Origin of the sequence: Arhodomonas sp. SL1, assembly GCF_052060015.1 — a bacterium.
Lineage (GTDB): Bacteria > Pseudomonadota > Gammaproteobacteria > Nitrococcales > Nitrococcaceae > Arhodomonas.
The window spans coordinates 88,904-112,578 of the sequence record NZ_JBPODZ010000004.1; the positions used below are offsets into that span (position 1 = coordinate 88,904).

General features: G+C 67.7%; 23 protein-coding genes. 7 read left to right on the forward strand and 16 right to left on the reverse strand.

The genetic code is table 11. The features are described from left to right. Positions 1-113 precede the first annotated feature (113 nt). The 8 genes from ACQ754_RS07475 to ACQ754_RS07510 all read right to left on the reverse strand — a co-directional run bounded on the left by ACQ754_RS07475 (position 114) and on the right by ACQ754_RS07510 (position 7,982). Positions 114-1,277 (reverse strand): deoxyguanosinetriphosphate triphosphohydrolase, encoded by a 1,164-nt coding sequence (locus ACQ754_RS07475; RefSeq protein WP_440996379.1) that lies wholly within the window; start codon positions 1,275-1,277, stop codon positions 114-116. Further along, positions 1,274-2,380, reverse strand: coding sequence for a 3-dehydroquinate synthase (gene aroB / locus ACQ754_RS07480; protein ID WP_440996380.1), 1,107 nt, complete (start codon positions 2,378-2,380; stop codon positions 1,274-1,276). The genes ACQ754_RS07475 and aroB overlap by 4 nt, the downstream gene beginning before the upstream one ends. Next, positions 2,377-2,901, reverse strand: coding sequence for a shikimate kinase AroK (aroK, locus tag ACQ754_RS07485; RefSeq protein WP_440996381.1), 525 nt, complete (start codon positions 2,899-2,901; stop codon positions 2,377-2,379). The genes aroB and aroK overlap by 4 nt, the downstream gene beginning before the upstream one ends. A gap of 111 nt (positions 2,902-3,012) precedes the next feature. Further along, positions 3,013-5,190: a type IV pilus secretin PilQ gene (gene pilQ / locus ACQ754_RS07490; RefSeq protein WP_440996382.1), complete on the reverse strand. Its 2,178-nt coding sequence runs from the start codon at positions 5,188-5,190 to the stop codon at positions 3,013-3,015. A 21-nt stretch (positions 5,191-5,211) separates the two neighbouring features. Beyond that, positions 5,212-5,754, reverse strand: coding sequence for a pilus assembly protein PilP (locus tag ACQ754_RS07495; RefSeq protein ID WP_440996383.1), 543 nt, complete (start codon positions 5,752-5,754; stop codon positions 5,212-5,214). After that, a complete protein-coding gene (locus ACQ754_RS07500) occupies positions 5,751-6,350 on the reverse strand; it encodes a type 4a pilus biogenesis protein PilO (RefSeq protein WP_440996384.1) in 600 nt (199 codons plus the stop codon). The genes ACQ754_RS07495 and ACQ754_RS07500 overlap by 4 nt, the downstream gene beginning before the upstream one ends. Next, a complete protein-coding gene (locus tag ACQ754_RS07505) occupies positions 6,347-6,916 on the reverse strand; it encodes a PilN domain-containing protein (protein ID WP_440996385.1) in 570 nt (189 codons plus the stop codon). The genes ACQ754_RS07500 and ACQ754_RS07505 overlap by 4 nt, the downstream gene beginning before the upstream one ends. 1 nt (position 6,917) lies before the next feature. Further along, a complete protein-coding gene (locus ACQ754_RS07510; protein WP_440996386.1) occupies positions 6,918-7,982 on the reverse strand; it encodes a pilus assembly protein PilM in 1,065 nt (354 codons plus the stop codon). 222 nt (positions 7,983-8,204) lie between these two features. On the opposite strand from ACQ754_RS07510, the gene ACQ754_RS07515 reads away from it, so the two are divergent. Then, positions 8,205-10,646 (forward strand): penicillin-binding protein 1A, encoded by a 2,442-nt coding sequence (locus ACQ754_RS07515; protein ID WP_440996387.1) that lies wholly within the window; start codon positions 8,205-8,207, stop codon positions 10,644-10,646. Positions 10,647-10,653: 7 nt separating this feature from the next. Then, positions 10,654-11,280: a hypothetical protein gene (locus tag ACQ754_RS07520; protein WP_440996388.1), complete on the forward strand. Its 627-nt coding sequence runs from the start codon at positions 10,654-10,656 to the stop codon at positions 11,278-11,280. A 56-nt stretch (positions 11,281-11,336) separates the two neighbouring features. Here ACQ754_RS07520 and ACQ754_RS07525 read toward each other — a convergent pair whose 3' ends face one another. From ACQ754_RS07525 to ACQ754_RS07540, 4 genes are all read right to left on the reverse strand, one after another. Next, positions 11,337-12,635: a citrate synthase gene (locus ACQ754_RS07525; RefSeq protein WP_440996389.1), complete on the reverse strand. Its 1,299-nt coding sequence runs from the start codon at positions 12,633-12,635 to the stop codon at positions 11,337-11,339. A 343-nt stretch (positions 12,636-12,978) separates the two neighbouring features. Next, on the reverse strand, positions 12,979-13,236 hold the full coding sequence (locus tag ACQ754_RS07530; RefSeq protein ID WP_440996390.1) for a type B 50S ribosomal protein L31: 258 nt from the start codon (positions 13,234-13,236) through the stop codon (positions 12,979-12,981). A 108-nt stretch (positions 13,237-13,344) separates the two neighbouring features. Then, positions 13,345-13,680 carry a DUF3135 domain-containing protein gene (locus ACQ754_RS07535; RefSeq protein ID WP_440996391.1) on the reverse strand — a complete coding sequence of 112 codons (336 nt, stop codon included), beginning with the start codon at positions 13,678-13,680 and terminating at the stop codon, positions 13,345-13,347. A 154-nt stretch (positions 13,681-13,834) separates the two neighbouring features. Beyond that, positions 13,835-16,099, reverse strand: coding sequence for a hypothetical protein (locus tag ACQ754_RS07540; RefSeq protein ID WP_440996392.1), 2,265 nt, complete (start codon positions 16,097-16,099; stop codon positions 13,835-13,837). Positions 16,100-16,307: 208 nt separating this feature from the next. Here ACQ754_RS07540 and ACQ754_RS07545 point away from each other — a divergent pair, with 208 nt between their 5' ends. After that, the gene (locus ACQ754_RS07545; RefSeq protein ID WP_440996393.1) at positions 16,308-16,685 is read left to right on the forward strand and encodes a SirB2 family protein; all 378 of its coding nucleotides are present in this window, start codon (positions 16,308-16,310) and stop codon (positions 16,683-16,685) included. A gap of 9 nt (positions 16,686-16,694) precedes the next feature. On the opposite strand, the gene ACQ754_RS07550 is transcribed toward ACQ754_RS07545, so the two are convergent. The 4 genes from ACQ754_RS07550 to rph form a co-directional block, all read right to left on the reverse strand. Next, positions 16,695-16,883, reverse strand: a complete 189-nt coding sequence (locus tag ACQ754_RS07550; RefSeq protein WP_440996394.1) for a CPXCG motif-containing cysteine-rich protein — start codon at positions 16,881-16,883, stop codon at positions 16,695-16,697. Beyond that, positions 16,880-18,037 (reverse strand): radical SAM family heme chaperone HemW, encoded by a 1,158-nt coding sequence (gene hemW, locus ACQ754_RS07555; RefSeq protein ID WP_440996395.1) that lies wholly within the window; start codon positions 18,035-18,037, stop codon positions 16,880-16,882. The genes ACQ754_RS07550 and hemW overlap by 4 nt, the downstream gene beginning before the upstream one ends. A gap of 120 nt (positions 18,038-18,157) precedes the next feature. Then, on the reverse strand, positions 18,158-18,778 hold the full coding sequence (rdgB, locus tag ACQ754_RS07560) for an RdgB/HAM1 family non-canonical purine NTP pyrophosphatase (RefSeq protein ID WP_440996396.1): 621 nt from the start codon (positions 18,776-18,778) through the stop codon (positions 18,158-18,160). A 12-nt stretch (positions 18,779-18,790) separates the two neighbouring features. Further along, complete coding sequence (rph, locus tag ACQ754_RS07565; protein WP_440996397.1) at positions 18,791-19,510, reverse strand: ribonuclease PH; 720 nt, start codon at positions 19,508-19,510, stop codon at positions 18,791-18,793. A 141-nt stretch (positions 19,511-19,651) separates the two neighbouring features. On the opposite strand from rph, the gene ACQ754_RS07570 reads away from it, so the two are divergent. The 4 genes from ACQ754_RS07570 (at position 19,652) to spoT (ending at position 23,668) form a co-directional block, all read left to right on the forward strand. Continuing rightward, positions 19,652-20,506 (forward strand): YicC/YloC family endoribonuclease, encoded by an 855-nt coding sequence (locus ACQ754_RS07570; RefSeq protein WP_440996398.1) that lies wholly within the window; start codon positions 19,652-19,654, stop codon positions 20,504-20,506. A 1-nt stretch (position 20,507) separates the two neighbouring features. Further along, positions 20,508-21,125, forward strand: coding sequence for a guanylate kinase (gene gmk / locus ACQ754_RS07575; protein ID WP_440996399.1), 618 nt, complete (start codon positions 20,508-20,510; stop codon positions 21,123-21,125). Between the two features lie 74 nt (positions 21,126-21,199). After that, positions 21,200-21,484: a DNA-directed RNA polymerase subunit omega gene (gene rpoZ / locus ACQ754_RS07580; protein WP_440996400.1), complete on the forward strand. Its 285-nt coding sequence runs from the start codon at positions 21,200-21,202 to the stop codon at positions 21,482-21,484. Positions 21,485-21,499: 15 nt separating this feature from the next. Then, entirely contained in the window at positions 21,500-23,668 is a 2,169-nt protein-coding gene (gene spoT / locus ACQ754_RS07585) for a bifunctional GTP diphosphokinase/guanosine-3',5'-bis pyrophosphate 3'-pyrophosphohydrolase (protein WP_440996401.1), read from the forward strand. Positions 23,669-23,675 lie beyond the last annotated feature (7 nt).

Consider the following 23,675-nt stretch of genomic DNA (forward strand, 5'->3'; position numbering starts at 1 on the left):
GCAAATGGCCCGGCAGCATAGCCGGTCACGCCGGCGAGGTAAAGAGTGTCAACGATCGAGCCACGGATGCACACAGATTCAACAGTGATTATCTGTGGCCGTAACGCTGGGGGCTACGCCAGGCGGCGGGGGTCGTGGAGGCGCTCGTGCTCGGCGATGGCGTAGCGGTCGGTCATGCCGGCGATGTAGTCCGCTACCGCGCGGGCGCGGCCGCGCTCGCTGTGGAGCGCCTCGAGTCGGCGCAGACGTTGCCGGGGCTGCTCGGGCAGCAGGCGGGGGTCGTCGAGGAGCAGGGTGAACAATTCCTCGATCACCCGCTTGGCCTTGCTGGTCATGCGGTGGACGCGGTAGTGGCAGTAGAGGTTGTGGTAGAGGAAATGCTTCAGACCCCGGTGGGCCTTCCCCATCTCGTCGCTGAAGGCGATCAGCGGCGCGCGTCGGGCACGCACGGCGTCCACGTCGGCCGGGGCCACGGCCTCGAGGTTCGCCTGGCTGGTGGTGATCAGGTCGTTGACCTGGTGGCTGATCAGATGGCGGACGGTCTGGTATATGGTCCGCCGGGTGTCGAGCCCCGGGTGGTGCTCGCGGACGTGGGCGAGTATGTCGCCCACCAGCGGGACGTCGGCGAGGGTGTCCAGATCCAGTAGGCCGGCACGCAGGCCGTCGTCGACGTCGTGGCTGTTGTAGGCGATTTCGTCGGCGAGGTTGGTGAGCTGGGCCTCCAGGGAGGGTTGGGTGCCCTCCAGGAACCGCCGACCTACGTCGCCGAGGCGCTCGGCGTGGCGACGGGCGCAGCGCTTGAGGATGCCCTCCCGGGCCTCGAAGGTGAGGTTCAGGCCGTCGAAGTCCGCGTACCGGCGCTCCAGGCTGTCCACCACCCGCAGTGACTGCAGGTTGTGCTCGAAGCCGCCGTGGTCTCGCATGCAGCGGTTCAGTGCCTCCTGGCCGGCATGGCCAAAGGGCGTGTGGCCGAGATCATGGGCCAGTGCCACCGCCTCCACCAGGTCCTCGTTGAGCGTCAGTGCCCGCGCGATGGTGCGGGCGATCTGGGTGACCTCCAGGGAATGGGTCAGCCGGGTGCGGAAGAGGTCGCCCTCGTGGTTGAGGAAGACCTGGGTCTTGTACTCCAGCCGCCGGAAGGCGCCCGCGTGGATGATGCGGTCGCGGTCGCGCTGGAACTCGCTGCGCCAGTCGGGGGGCGGCTCCGGGTAGCGCCGGCCCCGGCTGGTGGTGACCGCGAAGGCGGCGAGTGCGCCGGGAGAGGGTCCGGCGTTCACTGCCCCCCCTCCGGGGCGGCCTCCAGGTACCGTTGGAGTGTCGCGGTGAGCGCCTGCTCGGAGAACTCCGCGGTAACCAGTGCGTTGCCGATCCCCTCCAGCAACACCAGCCGCAATCGCCCGCCACGGGCCTTCTTGTCCACGCCCATGAGCTCCCGGAAATGTCCCGGTTCCAACGCCGGCGGGCGGGTGGGGAGACCGGCGTGTTCGATCAGCGCGGCTACGCGATCGAAGGCGGAGCGTGCCATCCGCCCTTCCTGCGCGGACATCCAGGCGGCCATGCAGATGCCCGCGGCCACGGCCTCGCCATGGAGCCAGCTGCTGTAGCCGGTGGCGGTCTCGATGGCATGGCCGAAGGTGTGGCCGAGGTTGAGCAGCGCCCGCTGGCCGGATTCCCGCTCGTCGTCGGCGACCACCCGGGCCTTGTCGCGACAGGATTGCTCGATCACATGGGCCAGGGCGTCCGGATCCCGTTCGAGGACCGCATCGAGATGGCGCTCCAGCCACTGGAAGAAGGCATAGTCCTGGATGACGCCATACTTAATGACCTCGGCGAGGCCGGCGCGGAATTCCCGTCCCGGCAGGGTGTCCAGGGTCGCGGTGTCGGCGAGCACCAGGCGGGGCTGATGGAAGGCGCCGATCATGTTCTTCCCGCTCGGGTGATTCACCGCCGTCTTGCCCCCGACCGAGGAGTCCACCATGGCGAGCAGGGTGGTGGGGATCTGGATGAAGTCCACCCCGCGCTGGTAGGTGGCCGCGGCGAAGCCGGTGAGATCACCGATCACCCCGCCACCAACGGCGATCAGGGTGGCGGTGCGGTCGAAGCGCGCGGCGATCAGGCTGTCGTAGACCTGTTCCAGCGTCTCCAGGGTCTTGAAGCGCTCGCCGTCCGGCAGGACCAGGGTCTCCACATGGCGGTCGTACAGCGCCGTGCGCACCGGTCCCAGGTAGTGCGGCGCCACCGTCTCGTTGGTGACGATGAGCACTTGGTCGCCGCGCAGCGCGCGGTTGAAGGGATTGGCCTGGAGCAGGCCGCGGCCGATGCGGATGGGGTAGCTCCGTTCGGCGAGATCCACCTGGACGGTGCGGGCGGTGGGGGTCACGGCGCGATCCTTTCCAGCTGCTCCATGATGGCCTCCACCACAGCATCCATGCTGCCGCTACCGGTGTCCACCGTCACGTCCGCGATGGATTCGTACAAGGGGTTGCGTTCGGCGGCCAGGGCCTCGAGGCGGGCCCGCGGGTCGTCGGTGCGGAGCAGCGGCCGGTCACTGTCGCGGACCCGGGCGAGCTGGGTGTCCACGTCGGCACGCAGGTAGACGACTCGGCCCCGGGCGCCGAGCATGCGGCGATTCGCTTCCCGGAGCACTGCCCCACCGCCGGTTGCCAGGACGATGCCCTCCCGGGCGGTGAGCTCGTCGAGGAGCCGGCCCTCGCGCTCGCGAAAGCCCTCCTCCCCCTCGATGTCGAAGATCCGGGGTATGTCCACCCCGGTGCGCGCCTCGAGGGTCGCGTCACAGTCGACGAACTCGAGGCCGAGCCGGGCGGCGAGGCGCCGGCCCACGGTGGACTTGCCGGCCCCCATGGGGCCGATCAGGAAGACGGGAGCCGAGCTTCTGCGCATGCGTTGCCCTTACCGCGGATGGGGGAAGGCGGGCGGCTCGCGCCCGCAACATGCCAGGGTACCGCCACCACCCCACCCGCGCCAATGCCGCGCTTTGGGGATCCGGGGGGGTTAGCGCTGCAGGGCGACGTTGCCCTCGACGATCTTCGGGGTGACGAAGATCAGCAGCTCCCGGTTCTCGTCGATGCGCGAGGTGTTCTTGAAGAGGTTGCCGAGTACCGGCAGGGAGCCGAAGAACGGCACACGGCGGACGTCGTTGCGTTTGGTGCGCTCGAACACGCCGCCGAGGACCACAGTTTCACCGTTGTCTACAAGCACTTGGGTGCCGACTTTTTGGGTGTCGATGGCCGGCCCCGAGGGGGTCTGTTCGCCGCGACTGTCCTTGGAGACCTCCAGATCCAGCAGGACCCGGTCGTCGGGGGTGATCTGAGGGGTCACAGTAAGCCCCAATACCGCCTTCTTGAACTCCACGTTGGTTGCACCCGACGACGTCGCCTCTTGGAACGGGATCTCTTCGCCCTGTTCTATATAGGCTTCCTTTTGGTTTGAAGTGATCACTTTGGGTGAGGAGATCACTTGCCCTCGGCCTTCGCTCTCCATGGCCGAGAGCTCGAGTTGCAGCAGGTAACTACCGATCTTGCCAAGAGCGAGGCCGACTTCCGCCCCGGAGGTGCTTGCGGGGAGGTCCACCAGTAGATTCTCGTTGGCACCGCCGATGTTTACGCCCGTGTTGCCGGCCGCGTCTTCCGAGTCGGCTCCCGGGACAACGGTGCCTCCCACCACTGCACCCATATCCCCGATCTCCCCTTGGCGGCTGTAGCCGAATTGGACGCCCAGGTCCTGGGTGAAGCTGTCGTCGGCGATCACAATGCGTGATTCGATGAGCACCTGCCGCACCGGAATATCCAGGTGATTGATCAGCTGACGGATATCGCCGATGTTGGCGGAGGTGTCCTGGACGATCAGGGTATTGGTGCGCTCGTCGATGGAGACGTTGCCGCGCTCGGAGAGCAGGGACTCGCCCTCGTCGCCGCGGATCAGGGTGGCGAGCTGGGCGGCCTTGGCGTAGTTGATCTGGATGAACTCGGTGCGCAGCGGGGCGAGCTCCTCCTGCTGGCGGGCCGCCTCCGCCTGGATGCGCTCGCGCTCGGCGATCTCCTCGGCCGGCGCCACCCACATGACGTTGTCGGTGCGGCGTTTGTCGAGGCCCTTGGCCTGGAGGATGATGTCCAGTGCCTGGTCCCAGGGGACGTCATCCAGGCGCAGCGTGATGTTCCCGCTGACGCTGTCGCTGACCACCATGTTCAGGCCGGTGAAGTCGGCGAGTAGCTGGAGCACCGAGCGAACCTCGATGTCCTGGAAGTTCAACGATAGCCGCTCGCCGGTGTATTCCCGCTCCTCGGCCGCCTCCTGCTCCTCCTCGGTGAACGGCTTGAGCTCGATGGTGAAAGTCTCGTCCGCCTGGTAGGCCACCTGCTCAAACTCGTTGGCGGCCTCCACCGTCACCCGGGTGGCGCCGTTGCGCTGCCGGGTCTCGATGGTCGTGACCGGCGTGGCGAAATCGGTGACGTCGAGGCGCCGGCGCAGGCGCTCCGGGGTGAATACGCCTTCGAGGTCGGCGATCACCGTGGAGCCCTGCCGCTCGATATTCACCGGCGCGTCGCTGGCGTTCAGGCGGATGAGGACACGGCCCGCGCCGTCCGGCCCACGGCGGAAATCGATCTGCTCCACCATCGTGCGTCCGGACGCACCGGTCCCGCCTTCGTCGGTCGCCGCTCGGGCGCCGTTCTCCGCCTGCTCGTTATCGGCGACGGTTTGGGTGCGTGGCGCACCGGTGCTCTGCATCCCGGGCGCGGCAAGGAATACACTGGCGGTGTCGCCGCGCATGCGGATGTCATAGGGGACCATGTTGGTGAGGCGGATGACCGCGCGAGTGCGGCCACCCGCTGCGGCAAGGCCCACGTTCTCCACAGCGCCGACGTCGATGTCGAGCTGGCGGGAGCCGGTGCGGTTCTCTGCTCCTTGAAAATCCAGCGCGATGCGCGCCGGGTCTACCGTGCGGAAGCTGCGCGGCTCGGGGGCATCGCCGTCGAAGGTGAAGTCGACCCGTACCCGGTTTCCGGAGAGGGTGGCGTAGCTCATGTCCGTGAGGCCGGCCGCGAGTATTGGCGCGGCAGGAAACGCGGAGAGCAACAGCATCAGCAGTGCGCCGGGTAGCGAGGCAAGCAGGGACAGCCGCCTGGGGACCCGCGGGGTGGTCGCGATGCCGTTGATTGTTGGCGTGCTCATTGGTTCTTCGCTCCCGAGGGTTCAGTCCTTCAGCGCCAGCTCTCTGTGACGCTCACGCCATCCGCCGTTGTCGGGCACGAGCTCGCGCACGGTCACCGACATCGGCCGTATGGCGTCGATACGGCCATGGTTCTGGCCCATGTAGTTGCCCGTCTGCACGCGATGCACCACGTCATCGGGCGCCTGGATCAGGGCCCATAGCTCGCCCCCCCGGGAGAGGGTACCCACGTATTGCAGCGCGTCCAGGGGGTAGGCCTCCAGCGGCTCCTTCGGCCGGGTGGGGTCGGGGCTAGGTCCGGTACCCGGAGCGGCATCTTCCGTCGGCTCGGGACGGGCGAAGGACAGGGGCTCGAAGGGGTCCCGAAGGGGGTCTTCCGGGTAGGCGTAGCTCTCCAGCGCCTCCATCTGGGGGATGGGCTCGAGGTCTCCCCCGGGGCGTGATTTCACGTCCTGAATATAGTGGCGCAGGTCGTTCATGTCCCCGCCGCCGCAGCCGCCGAGCAGCAGCATGGCCAGCAGCGTCGGGGCGAGCGCTGGAATGCCGGGGCGACGGGACGGCCTCATTGCTCTGCCTCCTCGTCGTCCAGGTACCAGTACGTGCGTGCGGTGAGGTTCATCACCAGCTCGTCACCGCCGTCGCCCGTGCTGATGGACACGTCGTGCAGGGTGACGATGCGTGGCAGATTCGCCACGCCGCTGACGAAGGTGGCGAATTCGTGGTAGCTCCCGCGGACCCGGATATCGACGGGTAGCTCCGCGTAGAAGTCCTTGCGTACCGACTCCCGTGGGCGGAACAGCTCGAAGGACAGGCCGCTGCTGAGTCCGGTCTCGGAGATGTCCACCAGCAAGCGTGAGACCTCGGCCCGACTCGGTAGCTGGCGGAGCATGGCGCCGAAGGATTCCCGCATCTCGGCGAGCTGTTCCTCGTAGGCCTTGAGGTTGGCGGCCCGTTGTTGCTTGGTCTCCAGCTCTTCGCGGAGCTCGCGTTCCTCCGCGCGGGCGTTCTCCCAGCTCTCAATCTGGTGCTGCCAGTCGAAATACCACCCCGCCACGGCGATCAGCGCGGTGACCAGCACCGCGGCGGCCAGCTTGGCACCCGTGGGCCAGCTTCCCGGGTTCTGCGGATCCAGGTCGCGATAGGCGTCGAGGTTGAAGTTCATCCCTCATCCTCCCCGCCATCGCCGCCGGTGTCCTCCTGGACCAGAAGGGTGAAGTCACTGAGGCGCTGGCCGTTGCGGTTCTCCACCTCAATGACGGAGAGGTCCGGGTCCGTCAGCCAGTCGGAATCGTCCAGGTTCTCCATGTAGCGGGAGATCCGCGCGTTGGATTCGGCCACGCCCTCTATGGTGATGCGGTTGTCCTGGTCCTGCAGGCTGGTGAGATAGAGCCCGTCCGGCAGGGTGGTCACGAACTGCTCGAACAGGTGGACGATCCGCGGGCGGCCGCGCTGCAGCTCCTGGATGACCTCCATGCGCGCGATGAGTCGCTCCTTGGTCTCCTCGAGCTTCCGGATTTCGACAATCTGGCGCTCGAGGCTGGCGATCTCGTTCTCGAGCAGGCGGTTGCGCTGCTGCTGGTAATCGATGCGGTCGCCGAGGTACCAGTGGCCGGCGAACCAAATCGCCACGCCGACCAGGGCGGCCGCGCCGATGAGGGTGTAGAAGCGCTGCTGGCGGCGCTTGCGCTCCGCCTCGCGCCAGGGAAGGAGGTTGATACGGGTCGCCATCTCAGTCGAAGCTCCGCATGGCCAGCCCGCAGGCGATCAGCAGCGATGGCGCGTCCCGGTTCAGGAGTTCCGTAGCGACTCGTGACGCCGCAGACATAGCCGAGAAAGGGTTGGCCACGTGCACCGGCGCGCCAACGGCGCGTTCGGCCTCCTCCGCCACCCCAGGGACGCTGGCGCAACCGCCGGCCAGCAGGACATGATCCACGCCACTGCGCTGGCCGGCGCCGTAATAGAACTGCAACGAGCGGCTGATCTGCTGGACCATAGAGTCCCGGAACGGGAGCAGCACCTCCCGCTCATAGTCCTCGCCGAGGTCGCTCTGGCGTTTGGCGCGCCCCGCCTCCGCGTAGGTCATATCGAAGCGGCGCATGATCTCCTCGGTGAGCTGGCGGCCACCGAAGATCTGGTCCCGGGTATAGGCGATCCGTTTGCCCTCGATGACCGTCAGCGTGGACATGGTCGCGCCCACATCCATCACGGCAACGGTTTTTCCCTCGGCATCTCCCTCGAGCGTCGCCATTATGGGCTCGCAGGCGCGCTGGATGGCGAAGCTCTCCACGTCCACCACCCGGACCTGAAGCCCGGCATTTTCCAACGCCTCCACCCGGATCTCTACATTCTCGCTGCGGGAGGCCACCAGCAGGACGTCGACCTCGTCCTTGCCGCCGACCCGCGACGGGCCAAGGACCTCGAAATCGAGGTTGACCTCCTCGAGGGGATAGGGCACATGCTGCTCGGCCTGGAGGTTGACCTGCGCCTCCAGGTCCTCCTCGCTGGCGGCCTGCGGCAGGGTCAGGACCCGGCTGATCGCGGAGGAGCCCGGCACGGCTACGGCCGCGTCGCGCACCCGGGAGCGGGCCCGCTTGACGGCTGCCTTGACCGCCATGGTGACGGCTTCGGGGTCGGAGATGTTCTTCTCGACCACTGCGTCCTGCGGCAGGGGCTCCACCGCATAGCTCTCCACGCGATAGCCCCGACCATCCTGACTCAGCTCCAATACCTTAATCGAGGAGGAGCTGATGTCGACCCCCAGCAGTGGCGATGCCTTCCTCCTGAAGATGGCCACGATTTTTCCTTATTGCATTATCATTTACGCACGATTGTTACGGGCCGTATTCAAACCCACCCTCCGGCACGGATCAAGATAAATTCGCCAGGGTGTGATCCGGTGAGCGTTACGTGCGGTCGCTGGTCTCGGCGGCGGGAGGGGAGGCACCGGCGAACACCGCGGCGATGATATACTGCGGCTTGCGCTTGGCGATACTCCCGCGGTGCGGATCCAGCCCTTATGCGACGAACAATGCGCGCCCTGCGTTACGCCCTCGCCGCGCTGTTGGCCCTCGGCCTCTCAGGTGTGGTGGTGGCGGCGCTCGCCTACTACCTGCTCGCCCCCGGTCTGCCTTCGGCGGAGCGGCTGCGCCACGTAGAGTTCCAGGAACCACTGCGCATCTATACACGCGACGGTGAGCTGATCGGGGAGTTCGGTAGCCAGCGGCGCATCCCCTTGCGTTACGACCAGTTCCCCCCCCGGATCATCGATGCCTTTGTGGCCGCCGAGGATCAGCGGTTCTTCGAGCATCCCGGCGTGGATTACCAGGGGCTGATGCGGGCGGTCTGGCACCTGGCCACCACCGGCGAGAAGGGGCCCGGCGGCAGCACCGTTACCATGCAGGTGGCCCGCAATTTCTTCCTGAGCCGCGAGCAGACCTATATCCGCAAGGCCCGGGAGATCCTGCTGGCGCTGGAGATCGAGCGCGTGCTCTCCAAGCCCCAGATCATGGCGCTGTATCTGAACAAGATCTACCTCGGCGAGGGGGCCTATGGGGCGGCCGCGGCGGCGCGGATCTACTACGGACGGGATCTCGCGCAGTTGACACTGCCCGAGGCGGCCATGATCGCCGGACTGCCCAAGGCGCCCTCGGCGTCGAACCCCATCGCTAATCCGGAAGGGGCACGCGAGCGGCGCGATTACGTCCTCGGGCGGATGCATGAGCTGGGCATGATCGACGCGCCGGCGTACCAGGAGGCGTTGGCCGCGCCGCTGACCGCCGAGGTCCACCGGATGCGCCCGGATGTCGATGCCCCCTATGTGGCCGAGGTCGTGCGCAGCCGTATCGTGGAGCGATTCGGCGAGGAGGCGGCCTACAGCAAGGGGTACCGTGTCTACACCACCATCGACGGCGAGCGCCAGGCGGCGGCCCGGGCAGCGGTGCGCCAGGCCCTGCATGAATACGACGAGCGCCACGGGTGGCGCGGACCGGTGGGCACCATTGAGCTCGCCGGCGGCGGGGAGGACACGGCCGCGCTGCGCGAGCGTTTGGAGGAGGGCTTCGAGCGGATCGGCGGGTTGGTGAACGCGGTGGTGATCGGGGGTGGCGCCGAGGGCGGGCTCCGGGTCGTGTCCACCGACCGTGAAGGGGCCTGGGAGTTGCCGGCGGTGGCGACGGAGTGGGCCCGGGGCCAGGGCGACGGGCCCGTGGCACAGGCCGGCGACGTGATCCGGCTGCGCCAGACCGAAGAGGGTCTGCGGCTGGCCCAGGTGCCGCAGCCCCAGGGGGCGCTGGTGGCCCTCGCCCCCGAGGACGGCGCGGTCGAGGCCCTGGTGGGCGGCTACGACTTTAACACCGCCAAGTTCAACCGGGCGCTACAGGCCCGGCGCCAGCCCGGCTCGGCGTTCAAGCCGCTGATCTACTCCGCGGCCCTGGAGAACGGGCTGACCCCGGCGACGCTGATCAATGACGCCCCCGTGGTCTTCCACGATCCCTCCCTGGAGGACACTTGGCGACCGGAGAACTACAGTCGTGAGTTCTATGGGCCCACCCGTCTGCGCGAGGCGCTGATCAACTCCCGTAACCTGGTCTCCATCCGGGTGCTGCGTCGGATCGGCATACAGGCGGGGCTGGAACACCTGCAACGCTTCGGCCTGGATCCAGAGCGATTGCAGGGGAACCTCTCCCTGGCGCTGGGTACGGCCAGCGTTTCCCCCATGGAGCTCGCACGGGCCTACACGGTGTTCGCCAACGGCGGGTACCTGGTGCAGCCGTATCTCATTGATCGCGTGGAGAACGATCTCGGCGAGATCATATTCCAGCCGGTCCGTCTGCGGGTCTGCACCGATGGCTGTCCGCGTGGCGAGGCCGTCGCGGAAGCCGGCGCGGTCACCGCCGAGCCGGTCCTGCGGCCGGTGCTGGCCGACGCGATCCCGCTGCCGGAGGATACGGAGAGCGTCCTGCCGGCGCCGCGAGTCCTCCCGGCGGACAATGCCTGGCTGATGACCAGCATGCTCCGGGATGTCATCCGCCACGGGACCGGCCGCGGCGCCCTGTCACTGGGACGGCAAGATCTGGCCGGCAAGACCGGCACCACCAACGACCAGATCGACGCCTGGTTCTCCGGGTTCAACCACGATCTCGTGGCCACCGCCTGGGTGGGCAGGGATGACAATCGGGCGCTCGGCCGTGCGGAAACGGGGGCACGCGCGGCGCTGCCGCTTTGGCGCGCCTTTATGGGGGAGGCGCTGGAGGGGGTGCCGGAACGCAGCCCGCCGCGGCCGCAGGGCCTGATTACGGCGCAGATCGATCCCGAGAGCGGTCTCCGCAGCGATGGCGCGAATGCAGTGACCGAATACTTCCGCGAGGGCAGTTTGCCGGAACGGGCACGCTCCCGTGGGGGGTACGCCGGTAACGGTGGAGATGGCGGTGGCTCCGGCGGTGATGGGACCTTGTTCTGAGGGGCTTATGGGCAGGAGAACGCAGAGCAGGGCGGAGCGCATGCGCGAGCGCCTGACCCAGGAGGCGGCCCGCATCATGGTGGAGCAGGGCATCCGCGACTTCCAGCTGGCCAAGCGTAAGGCCGCGGAGCGCCTGGGGGCGCCGGATACCCGCAACCTGCCGCAGAACCGGGAGATCCAGGCCGCGGTGCAGGACTATCAGCGCCTGTTCGGCGGCCGCGCCCAGCGTGACCGGTTGCGCGCATTGCGGGAGGCGGCCCTGGAGGCTATGCAGTTCTTCCGGGACTTCGAGCCGCGCTTGGTGGGCGAGGTGCTGGACGGTACTGCCGGCGCCTTCTCGGCTGTACACCTCCACGTCTTCGCCGACACCCCCGAAGAGCTGGTGCTCTTCCTCATGGAGCACGACATCCCCTTCGACACGGAGGAGCGGCGCTTCCGCTTCGGTGACGAGTATGTCTTCCGGCCCGCCTACCGTTTCGCCGCCGGGGACGTCACCTTCGAGCTCACCCTGTTCGACCGCCGTGGCCTGCGCCAGCCGCCGAACAGCCTGGTGGATGGGCAGGCGATGTCCCGGGCCAGTGTCGGGGAGCTGGAGCGGCTGCTGGCGGATCCCCCGGAGATGGACGCCCTATAGGCGAAAACGCCGGCCCCTTCGTGCGGGCCGGCGTCGAGCGGCGGTGGGCGGCGTGCTCAGCCGCGCCGGTGCAGCGGCACGTAGTCCCGCTGGGCGGCACCGGTATAGAGCTGGCGCGGCCGGCCGATGCGCTGCTCCGGGTCCGCCACCATCTCCATCCATTGGGCGATCCAGCCCGGCGTGCGGCCAAGGGCGAAGAGCACCGTGAAGAACTCCTTGGGGATGCCCAGCGCCCGATAGATGATGCCCGAGTAGAAGTCCACGTTGGGGTAGAGCTTACGCTCGACGAAGTACTCGTCCGCCAGGGCGATCTCCTCGAGCTTCATGGCGAGCTCCAGGTGCGGGTCGTCGCCGATGCCGAGCTCGTCGAGGACGTCGTGGCAGGCCTTGCGGATCACCGTCGCCCGCGGGTCGTGGTTCTTGTAGACCCGGTGGCCGAAGCCCATGAGGCGGAACGGGTCGTCCTTGTCCTTGGCCTTTTCGATGAACCGCGGCACGTGCTTCACGTCGCCGATTTCCTCGAGCATGTTCAGCACCGCCTCGTTGGCGCCGCCGTGGGCGGGCCCCCACAGGGCCGCGCAGCCGGAGGAGATGGCCGCGAATGGATTGGTGCCGGTGGAGCCCGCGAGGCGCACCGTAGAGGTGCTCGCGTTCTGCTCGTGGTCGGCATGCAGGATGAGCAGCTGATCCAGCGCCTTCTCCGCCACCGGATTGATCTCGTACGGCTCGCTCGGCCGGGCGAAGAGCATGTTCAGGAGGTTGCCGGTGTAGGAGAGATGGTTCTGGGGATAGACGAAGGGCTCGCCCACCATGTGCTTGAACGCCGCCGCGGCGATGGTGGGCATCTTGGCGATGATCCGGTGGGCGCAGAGGGTGCGGTTGACCGGGTCGTTGATGTCGATGGTGTCGTGGTAGAACGCCGACAGCGAGCCCACCACCCCCGTGAGCATGGCCATCGGGTGGGCGTTGTAGTGAAAGCCGTTGAAGAAGTTCTTCAGGCTCTCGTTCACCATCGTGTGCCGGGTGATGGAGTCGGTGAACGTCTCCAGCTCCGGCTGACTGGGCAGCTCGCCATTGAGCAGCAGGTAAGAGACCTCGAGGAACGAGCTCTGCTCGGCGAGCTGGTCGATGGGATAGCCGCGGTAGAGCAGGATGCCCTGGTCGCCGTCGATGAAGGTGATGTCGCTGCGGCAACTGGCCGTCGAGGTGAAACCGGGGTCGTAGGTGAAGCAGTCGGTCTGTTGGTACAGCGCCTTGATGTCGATCACGTCCGGACCGTGGGTCCCCTCCCGCACGGGGAACTCGACCTGTTTCCCGGTGCCGTTGTCGGTAAGCGTAACCGTCTTCTCGGACATGGGCAGCACTCCTGATTGGTGCGGCGCCCGCGGTGCTTCCTCCGCGGTGCACTGCCGCGCGTCGCTTGAATGGCGCGGCAGTGGGCGCCGGCGTCCCGCATGTGGATGACGACACACGCCAGAGGCGCGTCGACACGGCTCAACGGTCGCCGCCGCGGCCGGGCCCGTCGGGCTGGGGCGGGCTTCGGCGGGCCGTCAGGACAGGGCCGGCGAGATACTATCAATAAACCCAATAGGCGGGAAGCTTATTGGTCAGGTCAGGTGATGATGGGGATCAAACAAAAAGGGGCGCCTGCGGGCGCCCCTTGAGTCGGTGGCGGGTTTGTCGCCCGCCCGCGGCGGTTCACTTGCCCTTGGCCATCCGGCCGTAGCGCTTGCGGAACTGGTCCACGCGCCCGCCGGCGGAGAGCACCCGCTGCTTACCGGTGAAGAATGGATGGCTCTTGCTCGAGACCTCCACCCGCACCAAGGGGTACTCATTGCCATCCTCCCAGGTGATGGTCTCCTCGGTGCGAATGGTGGAGCGGGTCTTGAACGCGAAATCCGCCGTGGGGTCCTGGAAGACCACCTCGCGGTATTCCGGATGGATGTCCTTTTTCATGCCGTCACCTTAGCCTTGCGCCGTGGGCCCCGGACTGCGACCCGGGGATTGCGAACTCTCGGAAACGCGCAATGGTAGAGGATCCCCGCGCCGGCTACAACCGCCCCCTCAGTGCTGGTAAGGGAAGGAGATGACCCGTGCCCGGCGTCGTGGTCGGGGCGGGAGCTGGCCGCAGGCGACGTTGAGCCGTTCGGCCAGCCCGTCGGCGCCGGCGAAGCGCTCCCACATCATCCCGTAGATGCGGACGCAGGCGCCCAGCGGAGTGTCGGCCCGCTCCCGCTCCCGGTCGATGCGCCACTGCAGGCGGCGGAGCCGAGTTTGGCGCCGTGCCGGACGTGCGGCGATTAACCGGTCCACCGCGTCGCGTCGGTATGCCTCGAAGGCCTCCGGCGACGAGCGGGCCAGGCTTGCCCATTCATCGAAGCTACAGGGACCGGTATCCACGGCGCCACCTCATCGTCACTCGAAATAACGATAGCAGATACCGCCTTTTTGGTAGCTCCCGCTCGCACCGTCTGCACATCCGTTCAACGACTAGTGCTGTCAGGTCAGGGCGCACGCTCCGCAGCAGGTACTGGCGACTCCTGCCTGTACGAGCCTATGTGGCGTCTGAGTCGGGGGGCGAGAAGTCGCTACCGTCGTCCGTGCTGTCAGTGTCCTCCTCGTCTTCGCAGTCGCTGACCCCAATGTCCGAGGACAGCGTGCCCACTGCCGAGAACGTGGCTCCGCCGCTGGCCTCGAAGGTGAAGGTGAAACTCGAGTCCGCGCATCCCACCGTCTCGAAGCGGGCTTGCGCTTCGCCGTCCACGCTTGTCCGCGGTCCGGTCAGCCAGTTACTGGAGGTTACCCCGGCCTTGTCACCGTTTGCCGTGGCCTCCATCGACAGCGGGTCGCCGGACACAGGATTGCCGGAATCATCGACGAGCTCCAGGTTCACGGTGAAGGTGCCGCCGCTCTGGCTGGCCTGACCGAGGAGTCGACCCTGATCAATGGCCTTCACTGTGATCTCCACGCTGGATTCCTCTATGCCCTCGCCGCCGCTCGCGGTAAAGGTTAGCGCGATCGGCTCCTCGCCAGTGATCTGGCCACTGACAGCGACGGGGAAAGTCACGCAGCCGTCACCGCCGGTTACCACAGGCGCGCCGCCATTAACGGTGACCGTTGCCGCGCCAGTGCCGCTGGTCGAATGGGTGACCTCCCTGCCACTCACCGGGGCGTCGTTGAGGTCGCGCAGGCATAGCGTCACGTTGGTGGTGCTGTTCGCAGCCAGCTCGGTGTGGGAGCTGGTGAGCGTGAGCGGGCGGATCGGGGCGTAGAAAACGTCGCTGGTGATCTCTGTGCCGTCCGCGGAGGCCACCAGTAGGGCCCGCTGGTTGAGCCGGGAGACCGGGTAGTTGATCGCCGTGGACGCCACGCCCTGCGCATTGGTTGTCGCGGCGTTGAAGACGTTGCCGTACTGGGCGCGCCCCACGACGTAAGGGATACTCGCCCCGGTGTCCTCGACGCTTCCGGAGCCGTCATTCCAGGGGAAGGCGGGGTCCACGAACAGCGAGTTCTCACCAAGGATGCTCTCGATGGTGTAGCGGCCAATGAAGGCGTGGTTCTGCCCCTCCGGATCCGCATTGATCACCAGGGCGTCTTCCCGGCGGACGCCGTCACTCTGGAAGCGCGCAGAGGCACTGCTGAACTCGTTGCCGCCCTCCAGCGCATTGCCGTCCCCGCCTTGGATGGCAAAGGTGCCGGTGGTCTGCGGGTAGCCGTCGAGGGGGGAGTCCACCAGGGAGAATCGGATCTCCGTGCCCGCCGGCGGCGGGTTGCCGAAGCGGTCCGTGGCGACGGCGCTGATCACCCGGGAGTAGGTGCCGTCCTGGAAGGCCTCGCCCTCGGCCAAGGGTAGGACGAAGGGCTGATCCACACCGTTGGCGCGGATCGCCTCGATGTAGGGTCCGGTCAGGGTGATGGCCTGCACCGTGCCATCGGAGATGCCCACGGTGATGGTGTCGGTGACCGGATCGTCGATGCCATTGGTGACGTCGTTGTCGCGGTCACTGATGAGGCGGATCTGCACCTCTTCGGCGCGTTCCTCGGCCACCAGGGAGACGTTGGCCTCGCCTCGGACGGTGCTGGTCTCGACGCTCTGGCCGCTCTCGCCGCCGACCCGGAGCTCGGCGGCCGGGTCGCCGAGGAGCTCGACGCGGAGGTTGTCCGACTCCGGGTCAGTCACTACTTGGCCGGCCGCGTCCCGGAGGGTCACGGCCAGTAGACCGGTGTCATCGTGGCCGGAGCCAGCAGTATAGACCCGGTTGCGGAGCTCGGCGAAGATGGTGTCCGGATTGCCGTCGTTCAGCCCCGATCCCACTTGGATCGTAATCTCGTCGGTGGCGGTACGCCCGTTGGAGGGGTCGGTGACCTCCGCACGGATGGTGACGCTGCCGGTCTGCTGCCAGGCATGGAAGATGAGCCGCGCAATGCCGCCGGACGACTCCACCGGCCAGCTCCAGAAGGCCTGCGGTACCTCGGTGCCGTCCGGCAACTCCACTGTTTCGCTGAGGTCCGAGGGGTACAGTGCGCCCGTCTCCGTCTGTCCGCCACGGACCGAGAAGTTCACCACTGTTTCCGTGGGCAGCGGCCCCCCGTTATCGTGCTTAACCTCCGCCCACACGTTGGTGGTGTAGGGTTGTGCATACGGGTACTGGAACTCCCCGGTCTGGACCGGGAGGCTGGTGGCGTCCGCATGCAGCGTGATATCCGGCTTGGGCTCCAGCGGGTTGCTGTCCGAGCCGCCCCCGCCGCCGCCGCAGGCGGCCAGCAAGAGGCCCGCAAGGAGCAAGATGAGGGAGTGCAAAGCCCGCTGGTGTGCCATGTCCGTTCGTCCTTATATTCGCGATTCTTCTGCGGCGGGGTCTTCATAGAAGCCTGCTAGATACCGGCCGCGTGGCAGCGGACCGGTTGCCCCCTTTGCGCGGAATTTACCTCGATGGTGACGGGATCGCCAAACCCGGCCGCGAAAATGTAGAGTCCTTGGCAGAACCGGCCGCTGTCAGCGCACAGGCCAGCGGAGTAAAGCGATCATGTACATGGCCCTCAAGCACATCCATTTGGCCACCGTGGTGATCACCATCGCGCTGTTCCTGCTGCGCGGCTACTGGATGTTCGCGGGCTCACCGATGCTGCAGCGGCGATGGGTGCGCATCGCCCCCCATGTCAACGACACGGTGCTGCTGGTCTCGGCGCTGTGGCTGGCGGTGAGCGTCTACCAGTATCCGATGGTCCTCCACGGCTGGATCACCGCCAAGATTATCGCCCTGATCGTGTATATCGTGCTGGGCACCATTGCGCTGAAGCGTGGTCCGACGATGGCGGCCCGCGGCGCGGCGTTCGTTGCCGCCCTGGTGGTATTCGCCTATATCGTGCGTACCGCACTCACCCGCTCGCCCTGGCCGCTTTGAGCCAGGGGGTCAGTCGTCATCGCGGGCGGCGCTGACGCGCTCGGGGTTGCCATCCGCGGTGATGTGCAGGGCGATCTCTATGGGCCGGCAGCACACCGGGCAGTCCTCCACGTAGCGCTGGGCGCCGGCGGACCAATCCACCAGGGTGGTGAAGGCCTCGCCGCAGTACGGGCACTCCAGTATCTCTTCTTCGATCACGCGCTATCCTCGGGCAGGAAGCAGGCGAGCAGGTCATTGAGGAAGAGCAGCCCATGCTCCGTGGGCTGCAGGCGGCCGGGGTCGTCCCGCAACAGCCCCTGCTCGATGGCCAGCGTCTGGCCGGGGCGGAAGGCATCGGCGCCCAGGCCCGTGCGGGCGGCGGCCGCCTCCACGTCGATCCCGGCCGGCAGGCGCATGGCGTTCATCATCAGTTCCAGTACCCGCTCCCCCGGCGGCACCTCCTGGCGGGCGGCGAGGGTGTCGTTGGCCGCCAGGTATTGCCTCGGTGCGGCGATGCGCTGATAGCGCTCGATGCCGCCATCGGGGCGGGTGCACTTGCCGTGGGCACCGGCGCCCAGCGCCAGGTAGTCGCCGTAGGTCCAGTAGTTGAGATTGTGCCGGCACTCATGCCCCGGCCGTGCCCACGCGGAGACCTCGTAGCGCTGGTATCCCGCCGCATGGAGCCGGCCGTGCACCGCCGCCTGGATGTCGAAGGCCGTGTCCTCATCCGGCACGGCAGGCGGACGGGCGGCGAAGGCGGTCCCGGGCTCGAGGGTGAGCTGGTAGCAGGATAGATGCGGGGCATCCAGCGCGATTACCGCCATTGCGTCCGCCTCGGCCTGCTCCGGGGTCTGCTCCGGCAGGGCGTACATCAGGTCCAGGTTGTGGCTGGCCAGGCCGGCCTCCGGCAGCGCACTGGCCGCCGCCCGCGCCTCCGCGGGTCCGTGGATGCGGCCGAGGCGCCGGAGCTGGCCGGCGTCCAGGCTCTGCACCCCCAGCGAGATCCGGGTGACGCCGCCGTCGCGGTAGGCGCGGAAGGTACCGGTCTCCGCCGTGCCGGGGTTGGCCTCCAGGGTGATCTCCGCGTCTGTCGCCACGGGCAGGCGCTGGCCCAGGCCGGCGAGGAGCCGGCCGATGGCCTCCGCCGGGAACAGGCTCGGCGTGCCGCCGCCGATGAACACGCTGGAGATCTCGCGGCCGTGGACACCGGCGGCCTCCGCCTCCGCGTCGCGCAGCAGCGCGTGGACATAGGCATCCACGGGGAGCGCCCCGCGCAGGGCATGGGAGTTGAAGTCGCAGTAAGGGCACTTGCGCACGCACCAGGGCAAGTGGATGTACAGCCCCAGCGGTGGCAGCTCGGCAGCGGCGTTCATGGCTGGTTCAGCGGGCTGCACCGGCGAGGAGCACGCCACCGATACACGCGAATGCACGCGGTTGCACGCAAGGTATTCGAGACTGGATGTGGTATGCACCTAGTTCGTGTGCATCTGTGTTCATCTGTGGCTCCCGTCCAAATTGCCCCGGAGTTTTACGCTGAGTTGTTCGCGAAGGCGCTCCAGGGCACGCGCCCGGTGGCTGTAGCGGTTCTTGGTGGCGGCGCCCAGCTCCGCGGCGGTGCAGCCGAGTTCCGGGACGTAGAACAGCGGATCGTAGCCGAATCCGTTCTCCCCGCGCGGTTCGCGGAGGATCCGCCCCTCCCAGCTTCCCTGGCAGATCAGCGGCGTCGGGTCCTCGGCGTGACGCAGGAACACCACCACGCACTGGAAGCGGGCCGAGCGCTCGGTATCGGGGAATTCCCAGAGCTCGTCGAGGAGGTATTCGTTGTTGGCGGCGTCGCTGGCCTCCGGCCCCGCGAAGCGGGCTGAATAGATCCCGGGTGCCCCGCCCAGGGCGTCGACCTCCAGCCCGGAGTCGTCGGCGATGGCCGGCAGGCTGGTGTGGTGGCTGGCGTTGCGGGCCTTGAGTATGGCGTTCTCCACGAACGTCAGGCCCGTCTCCTCCACCGGCGGCACGTAGTAGAACGACTGGGCGGTCAGGCTCACGCCCAGCGGCGCGAGTAGGGCCTCGATCTCCCGCGCCTTGCCCTCGTTGTTGCTCGCCAGGACCATCCTCATCACCGCGACCCTCTAGCTGCCGAGCGCCTCGCGCTGGGCCTCGATGAGCTCGCCAATGCCCTTCTCGGCGAGCCCCAGCATGGCATCGAGCTCGTCGCGCCGGAAGGCGTGGCCCTCAGCGGTGCCCTGGATCTCGATGATGCCGCCGGCCTCGTTCATGACCACGTTCATGTCCGTCTCTGCCTCGGAATCCTCGGCATAGTCCAGGTCCAGCACGGGTTCACCCCGGTAGATCCCCACGGACACCGCGGCCACATGGCCGATCAGGGGGTTGCGGCGGATCTGGCCGCGCCGGCCGAGCTGGCGCATGGCGTCGGCCAGGGCCACGTACCCGCCGGTGATGGCCGCGGTACGCGTGCCGCCGTCCGCCTGGAGCACATCGCAGTCGATGACCACCCGTCGCTCGCCCAGCGCCTCCAGGTTGATGCTCGCCCGCAGGGCCCGCCCGATCAGGCGCTGGATCTCGATGGTGCGGCCCTGCTGGCGTCCCCGCGCCGCCTCGCGGTCGTTGCGCGTGCCGGTCGCTCGCGGGAGCATGCCGTACTCGGCGGTGACCCAGCCCTTGCCGCTGCCGCGCAACCATGGTGGTGTGCGGTCCTCCACGGAGGCGGTGCACAGGACCCGGGTCTCGCCGAACTCCACGAGTACTGAGCCCTCGGCGTGGCGGGTGAAGTGCCGGGTGAGCCGCACCGGGCGTCCTTCGTCCGGATGGCGGCCACTGGGTCGTTGCATGGGAAATCCCCTTCGCCTCGATGGTCTGTTGCGGAAGACGCGCACTTTAGCATATCGCCGCGTGATGCCGGTTTTTTCCCGGTCGCGTTGGCGGTACTATTGAAGGCTTTCCCACGACAGGGCGCGGTGATGATTCGGAGCATGACGGGGTTCGCGCGGCGCGATGCCGAGGGCGAGTGGGGCAGTCTCAGCTGGGAGTTGCGTTCGGTCAACCACCGCTACCTGGACCTATCGCCGCGCCTGCCCGACGAGCTGCGCTTCCTGGAACCCGATGTTCGCGACCGGCTGAGCGGGTCACTGTCCCGCGGCAAGGTCGAGGCGACCCTGCGCTTTCGGTCCCCGGCCGGGGGCGCCGCGGGTCTCGAGATCGACTGGGGCTACGCCGACCAGGTGATCGGTGCCTGCGAACGGGTCGCCGAGCGCCTGTCGCAACCCGGCGCCGTCTCTCCCCTGGAGGTGCTCGCCATGCCCGGCGTAGTGGCCGAGGCCCGTCATGACTGGCAGCCGGTGGCGGCGGCGGCCCTGGAATGCCTGGACGAGGCCGTAGCTGAACTGGTTCGGGTCCGCGAGGGCGAGGGTGAACGCCTCGCCGCGGTGATCCGCGATCGCGTCGAGGGCGTGGCGACGCTCACCGCGGCCGTGCGTACCCGGCGGGTCACGGTCAACGAAGAGGTGCGCGCGCGGCTCGAGCGCCGCCTGGAGGAACTGGACGTCACTGCGGATCCGGGCCGGCTGGAGCAGGAGCTGGCCTTTATTGCCCAGCGCCTGGACGTCGATGAGGAGCTGGAGCGCCTCGACGCGCATGTCGCGGAGGTGAAAGCGGTGCTCGGGCGCGACGAGCCAGTGGGCCGACGGCTGGATTTCCTGATGCAGGAGCTCAACCGCGAGGCCAACACCCTGTCATCGAAGTCCAATGACGCCGAGACCACTCGGGCCGCGGTGGACATGAAGGTGCTCATCGAGCAGATGCGCGAACAGGTCCAGAACGTCGAGTAGCATGGCAGGTACGCTGTTCATAGTCGCCGCGCCCTCGGGGGCAGGAAAGACCAGCCTGGTCGGCGCCCTGCGCGAGGCCGATCCGGCGGTGACGGTTTCCGTGTCGCATACCACGCGGCCCCGGCGCGAAGGCGAGGAGGATGGCGCCCACTACCACTTCGTCGACGAGGCGACGTTCGTCTCCCTGATCGAGGCGGGCGAGTTCCTTGAGCATGCGCGGGTGTTCGGCAACCGCTACGGGACCACCCGGGCCGCCGTGGAGCGCGAGCTCGGCGCCGGCCGCGACGTGATCCTCGAGATCGATTGGCAGGGTGCCCGTCAGGTGCGCGAGCGCATGCCGGCGGCGGTGTCCGTGTTCGTGCTGCCGCCGTCACGGGCCGCCCTCGAGCATCGCCTGCGAAGGCGCGGTCAGGACAGCGACACCGTGATTGCCGAGCGCATGCGCGCGGCCGAAGCGGAGATGGTCCATTACGACGAGTTCGATTATCTCGTCATCAACGATGACTTCGACCGCGCCCTCGCTGACCTGCGCGCCGTGGTCCGTGCCGAGCGTCTGCGCTTGGCGCGCCAGAGCGAGGCCCATGCGGACGCCATTGCCGGGTTGCTCGGCGGCGGTTGAGGGCTTTCTGTGTCCCCGGTGGAGGGGATAGAATCCAATTGTCAAGTAACCATGATTTCCGGGAGGTGCGCTGAATGGCGCGTGTAACCGTCGAGGATTGCCTCGAGCATGTGGACAACCGTTTCGACCTGGTGCTGCTCGCGACGCGACGCGCGCGACAGCTCGAGCGCGGCAAGCAGCCGCTGGTGGACTGGAGCAACGATAAGCCGGGCGTGGTCGCCCTGCGTGAGATCGCCGAGGACCGCATCAATGCGGCCATGCTCGATGCCCAGGAGGCGGAGGCGGCGGTGGAATCCGCGGAGGCCGAGATCGAGCGCGTCAGCGGCCACCACGAGGAGCATCAGCCCCCGATGGGCTGAGGCGGGCAAGGGGTGATGACGCGTGGCGAGGCGGTGGTCGACGAAGGCGTGGCGGCCGTGGATCCCGCCGCGCGCGCCGCTGACCTTTGCGGCGAGCTCGAGGCCTATCTCACCCCCACCCAGGTCAACCGCGTCTACGAGGCCTTCCGTTTCGGCGCGGAGGCGCATAGCGGCCAGCGCCGGCTCTCCGGCGAGCCGTATATCACCCATCCCCTGGATGTGGCGCGGATCCTGGCGCGGATGCGGCTGGATACCGAGAGCCTGATCGCCGCCATCCTCCACGACGTCATCGAGGACACCCCCACCGCGAAGGCGGAACTCGCCGAGCGCTTCGGCGACGAGGTCGCCGAGCTGGTGGACGGGGTCTCCAAGCTCACGCAGATCAATTTCCGCAGCAAGGCGGAGGCGCAGGCGGAGAATTTCCGCAAGATGGTCCTGGCCATGTCCCAGGACATCCGCGTGATCCTCATCAAGCTCGCCGACCGTCTCCACAACATGCGCACCATCTGGGTGATGCCGCCCCACAAGCGCTGGCGCATCGCCCGGGAGACCCTGGAGATCTATTCCCCCATCGCCCAGCGGCTGGGGATCAATACCCTGCGCGTGGAGCTCGACGAGCTCGGCTTCGCGGCCCTGTATCCCATGCGTTACCGCGTGCTCAAGGAACGGGTGCGCCGCCAGCAGGGCAACCGCCGGGAGGTGATTACCAAGGTCCGGCATACCCTCGAGGAGCGCCTCGCCGAGGCCGGGATCGGCGGCCGGGTGGAAGGCCGCGAGAAGCACCTGTGGAGCATCTACCAGAAGATGCGGCACAAGCATGCGAGCTTCGAGGATGTCCTCGATATCTACGGCTTCCGGATCGTGGTCGACGACGTGGATACCTGTTACCGGGTGCTCGGGGTGCTCCATCAGCTCTATAAGCCCTTGCCCGGCCGGATCAAGGACTACATCGCCATCCCCAAGTCCAATGGCTATCAGTCCCTGCACACGACCCTGCTGGGCCCGCGGCGCATGCACATGGAAGTGCAGATCCGCACCGGGGAAATGGACAAGGTGGCCGAGGCGGGGATCGCGGCGCATTGGCTGTACAAGGAGGCGGAGCAGGCCAGCCACGTAGCCCATGCCCGCGCCCGGGAATGGGTCCGCGGGCTGCTGGAGATGCAGCAGGCGGCGGGCAATTCCCTGGAGTTCATCGAGAACGTCAAGATCGACCTGCTCCCCGATGAGATCTACGTGTTCACCCCCTCCGGCGACATCATGGAGCTGCCGCGGGGCGCGACGGTGGTGGACTTCGCCTACGCCGTGCACTCGGACATCGGGGACGCCTCCATCGCCGCCATGGTCGATCACCGCCTAACGCCCCTGCGCACGCCGCTGGAGACGGGGCAGACGGTGGAGGTCATCACCGCGCCGGTGGCGCGGCCGAATCCGGCCTGGCTGGACTTCGTGGTCACCGCCAAGGCGCGTACGGCGATCCGGCACAGCCTCAAGCGGCTGCGGAGCACGGAGGCGGCGAGCCTGGGACGGCGCCTGGTGGACCAGGCCCTGCAGGCCTTTGAGTTGGAGCTCGCCGAGCTACCGGAGGCCCGTGTGCAGCAGGCGCTGGTGTCGCTGGGCGCGCCGGATCTGGAGACAGTGCTGCGTGATGTCGGCCTCGGCGAGCGCATGCCCTGGCTGGTGGCCCAGCGCCTCTCGGGAGTGGGCAAGGTGGAGGACGAAGCGCCGGTCCGCCCCGCAGGGGGCGCATTCACCGTGCGCGGGACGGAGGGCGCCGTCGTCACCTTTGCCCGCTGCTGCCGCCCCATCCCCGGCGACCCTATCGTCGGTTTCGTCAGCGCCGGCCGTGGCGTGGTCATCCACCACCGGGATTGTCACAACATCCGCGAGTACCGGAATCATCCGGAGAAGTGGCTGGACGTGCAGTGGGACGAGGCCGTCGCCGGCGAGTTCCCGGTGACCCTGGCGGTGGAGGTGGTGAACAAGCGTGGCGTGCTGGCCAGCGTCGCCGCCACGGTCTCGGAGCTCGACTCCAATATCGAGGCCGTGGACCAGGAGGAGAAGGAGGGCATGATCGCCACCATCCGCGTTACCATCTCGGTGCGCGATCGTGTCCACCTGGCCCGCATCATGCGGCGCCTGCGCGGGCTGTCCTCGGTGTTGCGGATCCACCGCCGCCGGGGCTAAACCGAAC

Bases quoted from the DNA above. Each gene is read 5' to 3' on its own strand.
- aroK (WP_440996381.1), bottom strand. From the start codon at position 2,901: ATGCGCAGAAGCTCGGCTCCCGTCTTCCTGATCGGCCCCATGGGGGCC.
- pilQ (WP_440996382.1), bottom strand. From the start codon at position 5,190: ATGAGCACGCCAACAATCAACGGCATCGCGACCACCCCGCGGGTCCCC.
- ACQ754_RS07495 (WP_440996383.1), bottom strand. From the start codon at position 5,754: ATGAGGCCGTCCCGTCGCCCCGGCATTCCAGCGCTCGCCCCGACGCTG.
- ACQ754_RS07500 (WP_440996384.1), bottom strand. From the start codon at position 6,350: ATGAACTTCAACCTCGACGCCTATCGCGACCTGGATCCGCAGAACCCG.
- ACQ754_RS07505 (WP_440996385.1), bottom strand. From the start codon at position 6,916: ATGGCGACCCGTATCAACCTCCTTCCCTGGCGCGAGGCGGAGCGCAAG.
- ACQ754_RS07515 (WP_440996387.1), top strand. From the start codon at position 8,205: ATGCGACGAACAATGCGCGCCCTGCGTTACGCCCTCGCCGCGCTGTTG.
- ACQ754_RS07520 (WP_440996388.1), top strand. From the start codon at position 10,654: ATGGGCAGGAGAACGCAGAGCAGGGCGGAGCGCATGCGCGAGCGCCTG.
- ACQ754_RS07525 (WP_440996389.1), bottom strand. From the start codon at position 12,635: ATGTCCGAGAAGACGGTTACGCTTACCGACAACGGCACCGGGAAACAG.
- ACQ754_RS07530 (WP_440996390.1), bottom strand. From the start codon at position 13,236: ATGAAAAAGGACATCCATCCGGAATACCGCGAGGTGGTCTTCCAGGAC.
- ACQ754_RS07540 (WP_440996392.1), bottom strand. From the start codon at position 16,099: ATGGCACACCAGCGGGCTTTGCACTCCCTCATCTTGCTCCTTGCGGGC.
- ACQ754_RS07545 (WP_440996393.1), top strand. From the start codon at position 16,308: ATGTACATGGCCCTCAAGCACATCCATTTGGCCACCGTGGTGATCACC.
- hemW (WP_440996395.1), bottom strand. From the start codon at position 18,037: ATGAACGCCGCTGCCGAGCTGCCACCGCTGGGGCTGTACATCCACTTG.
- rdgB (WP_440996396.1), bottom strand. From the start codon at position 18,778: ATGAGGATGGTCCTGGCGAGCAACAACGAGGGCAAGGCGCGGGAGATC.
- rph (WP_440996397.1), bottom strand. From the start codon at position 19,510: ATGCAACGACCCAGTGGCCGCCATCCGGACGAAGGACGCCCGGTGCGG.
- ACQ754_RS07570 (WP_440996398.1), top strand. From the start codon at position 19,652: ATGACGGGGTTCGCGCGGCGCGATGCCGAGGGCGAGTGGGGCAGTCTC.
- gmk (WP_440996399.1), top strand. From the start codon at position 20,508: ATGGCAGGTACGCTGTTCATAGTCGCCGCGCCCTCGGGGGCAGGAAAG.
- rpoZ (WP_440996400.1), top strand. From the start codon at position 21,200: ATGGCGCGTGTAACCGTCGAGGATTGCCTCGAGCATGTGGACAACCGT.
- spoT (WP_440996401.1), top strand. From the start codon at position 21,500: ATGACGCGTGGCGAGGCGGTGGTCGACGAAGGCGTGGCGGCCGTGGAT.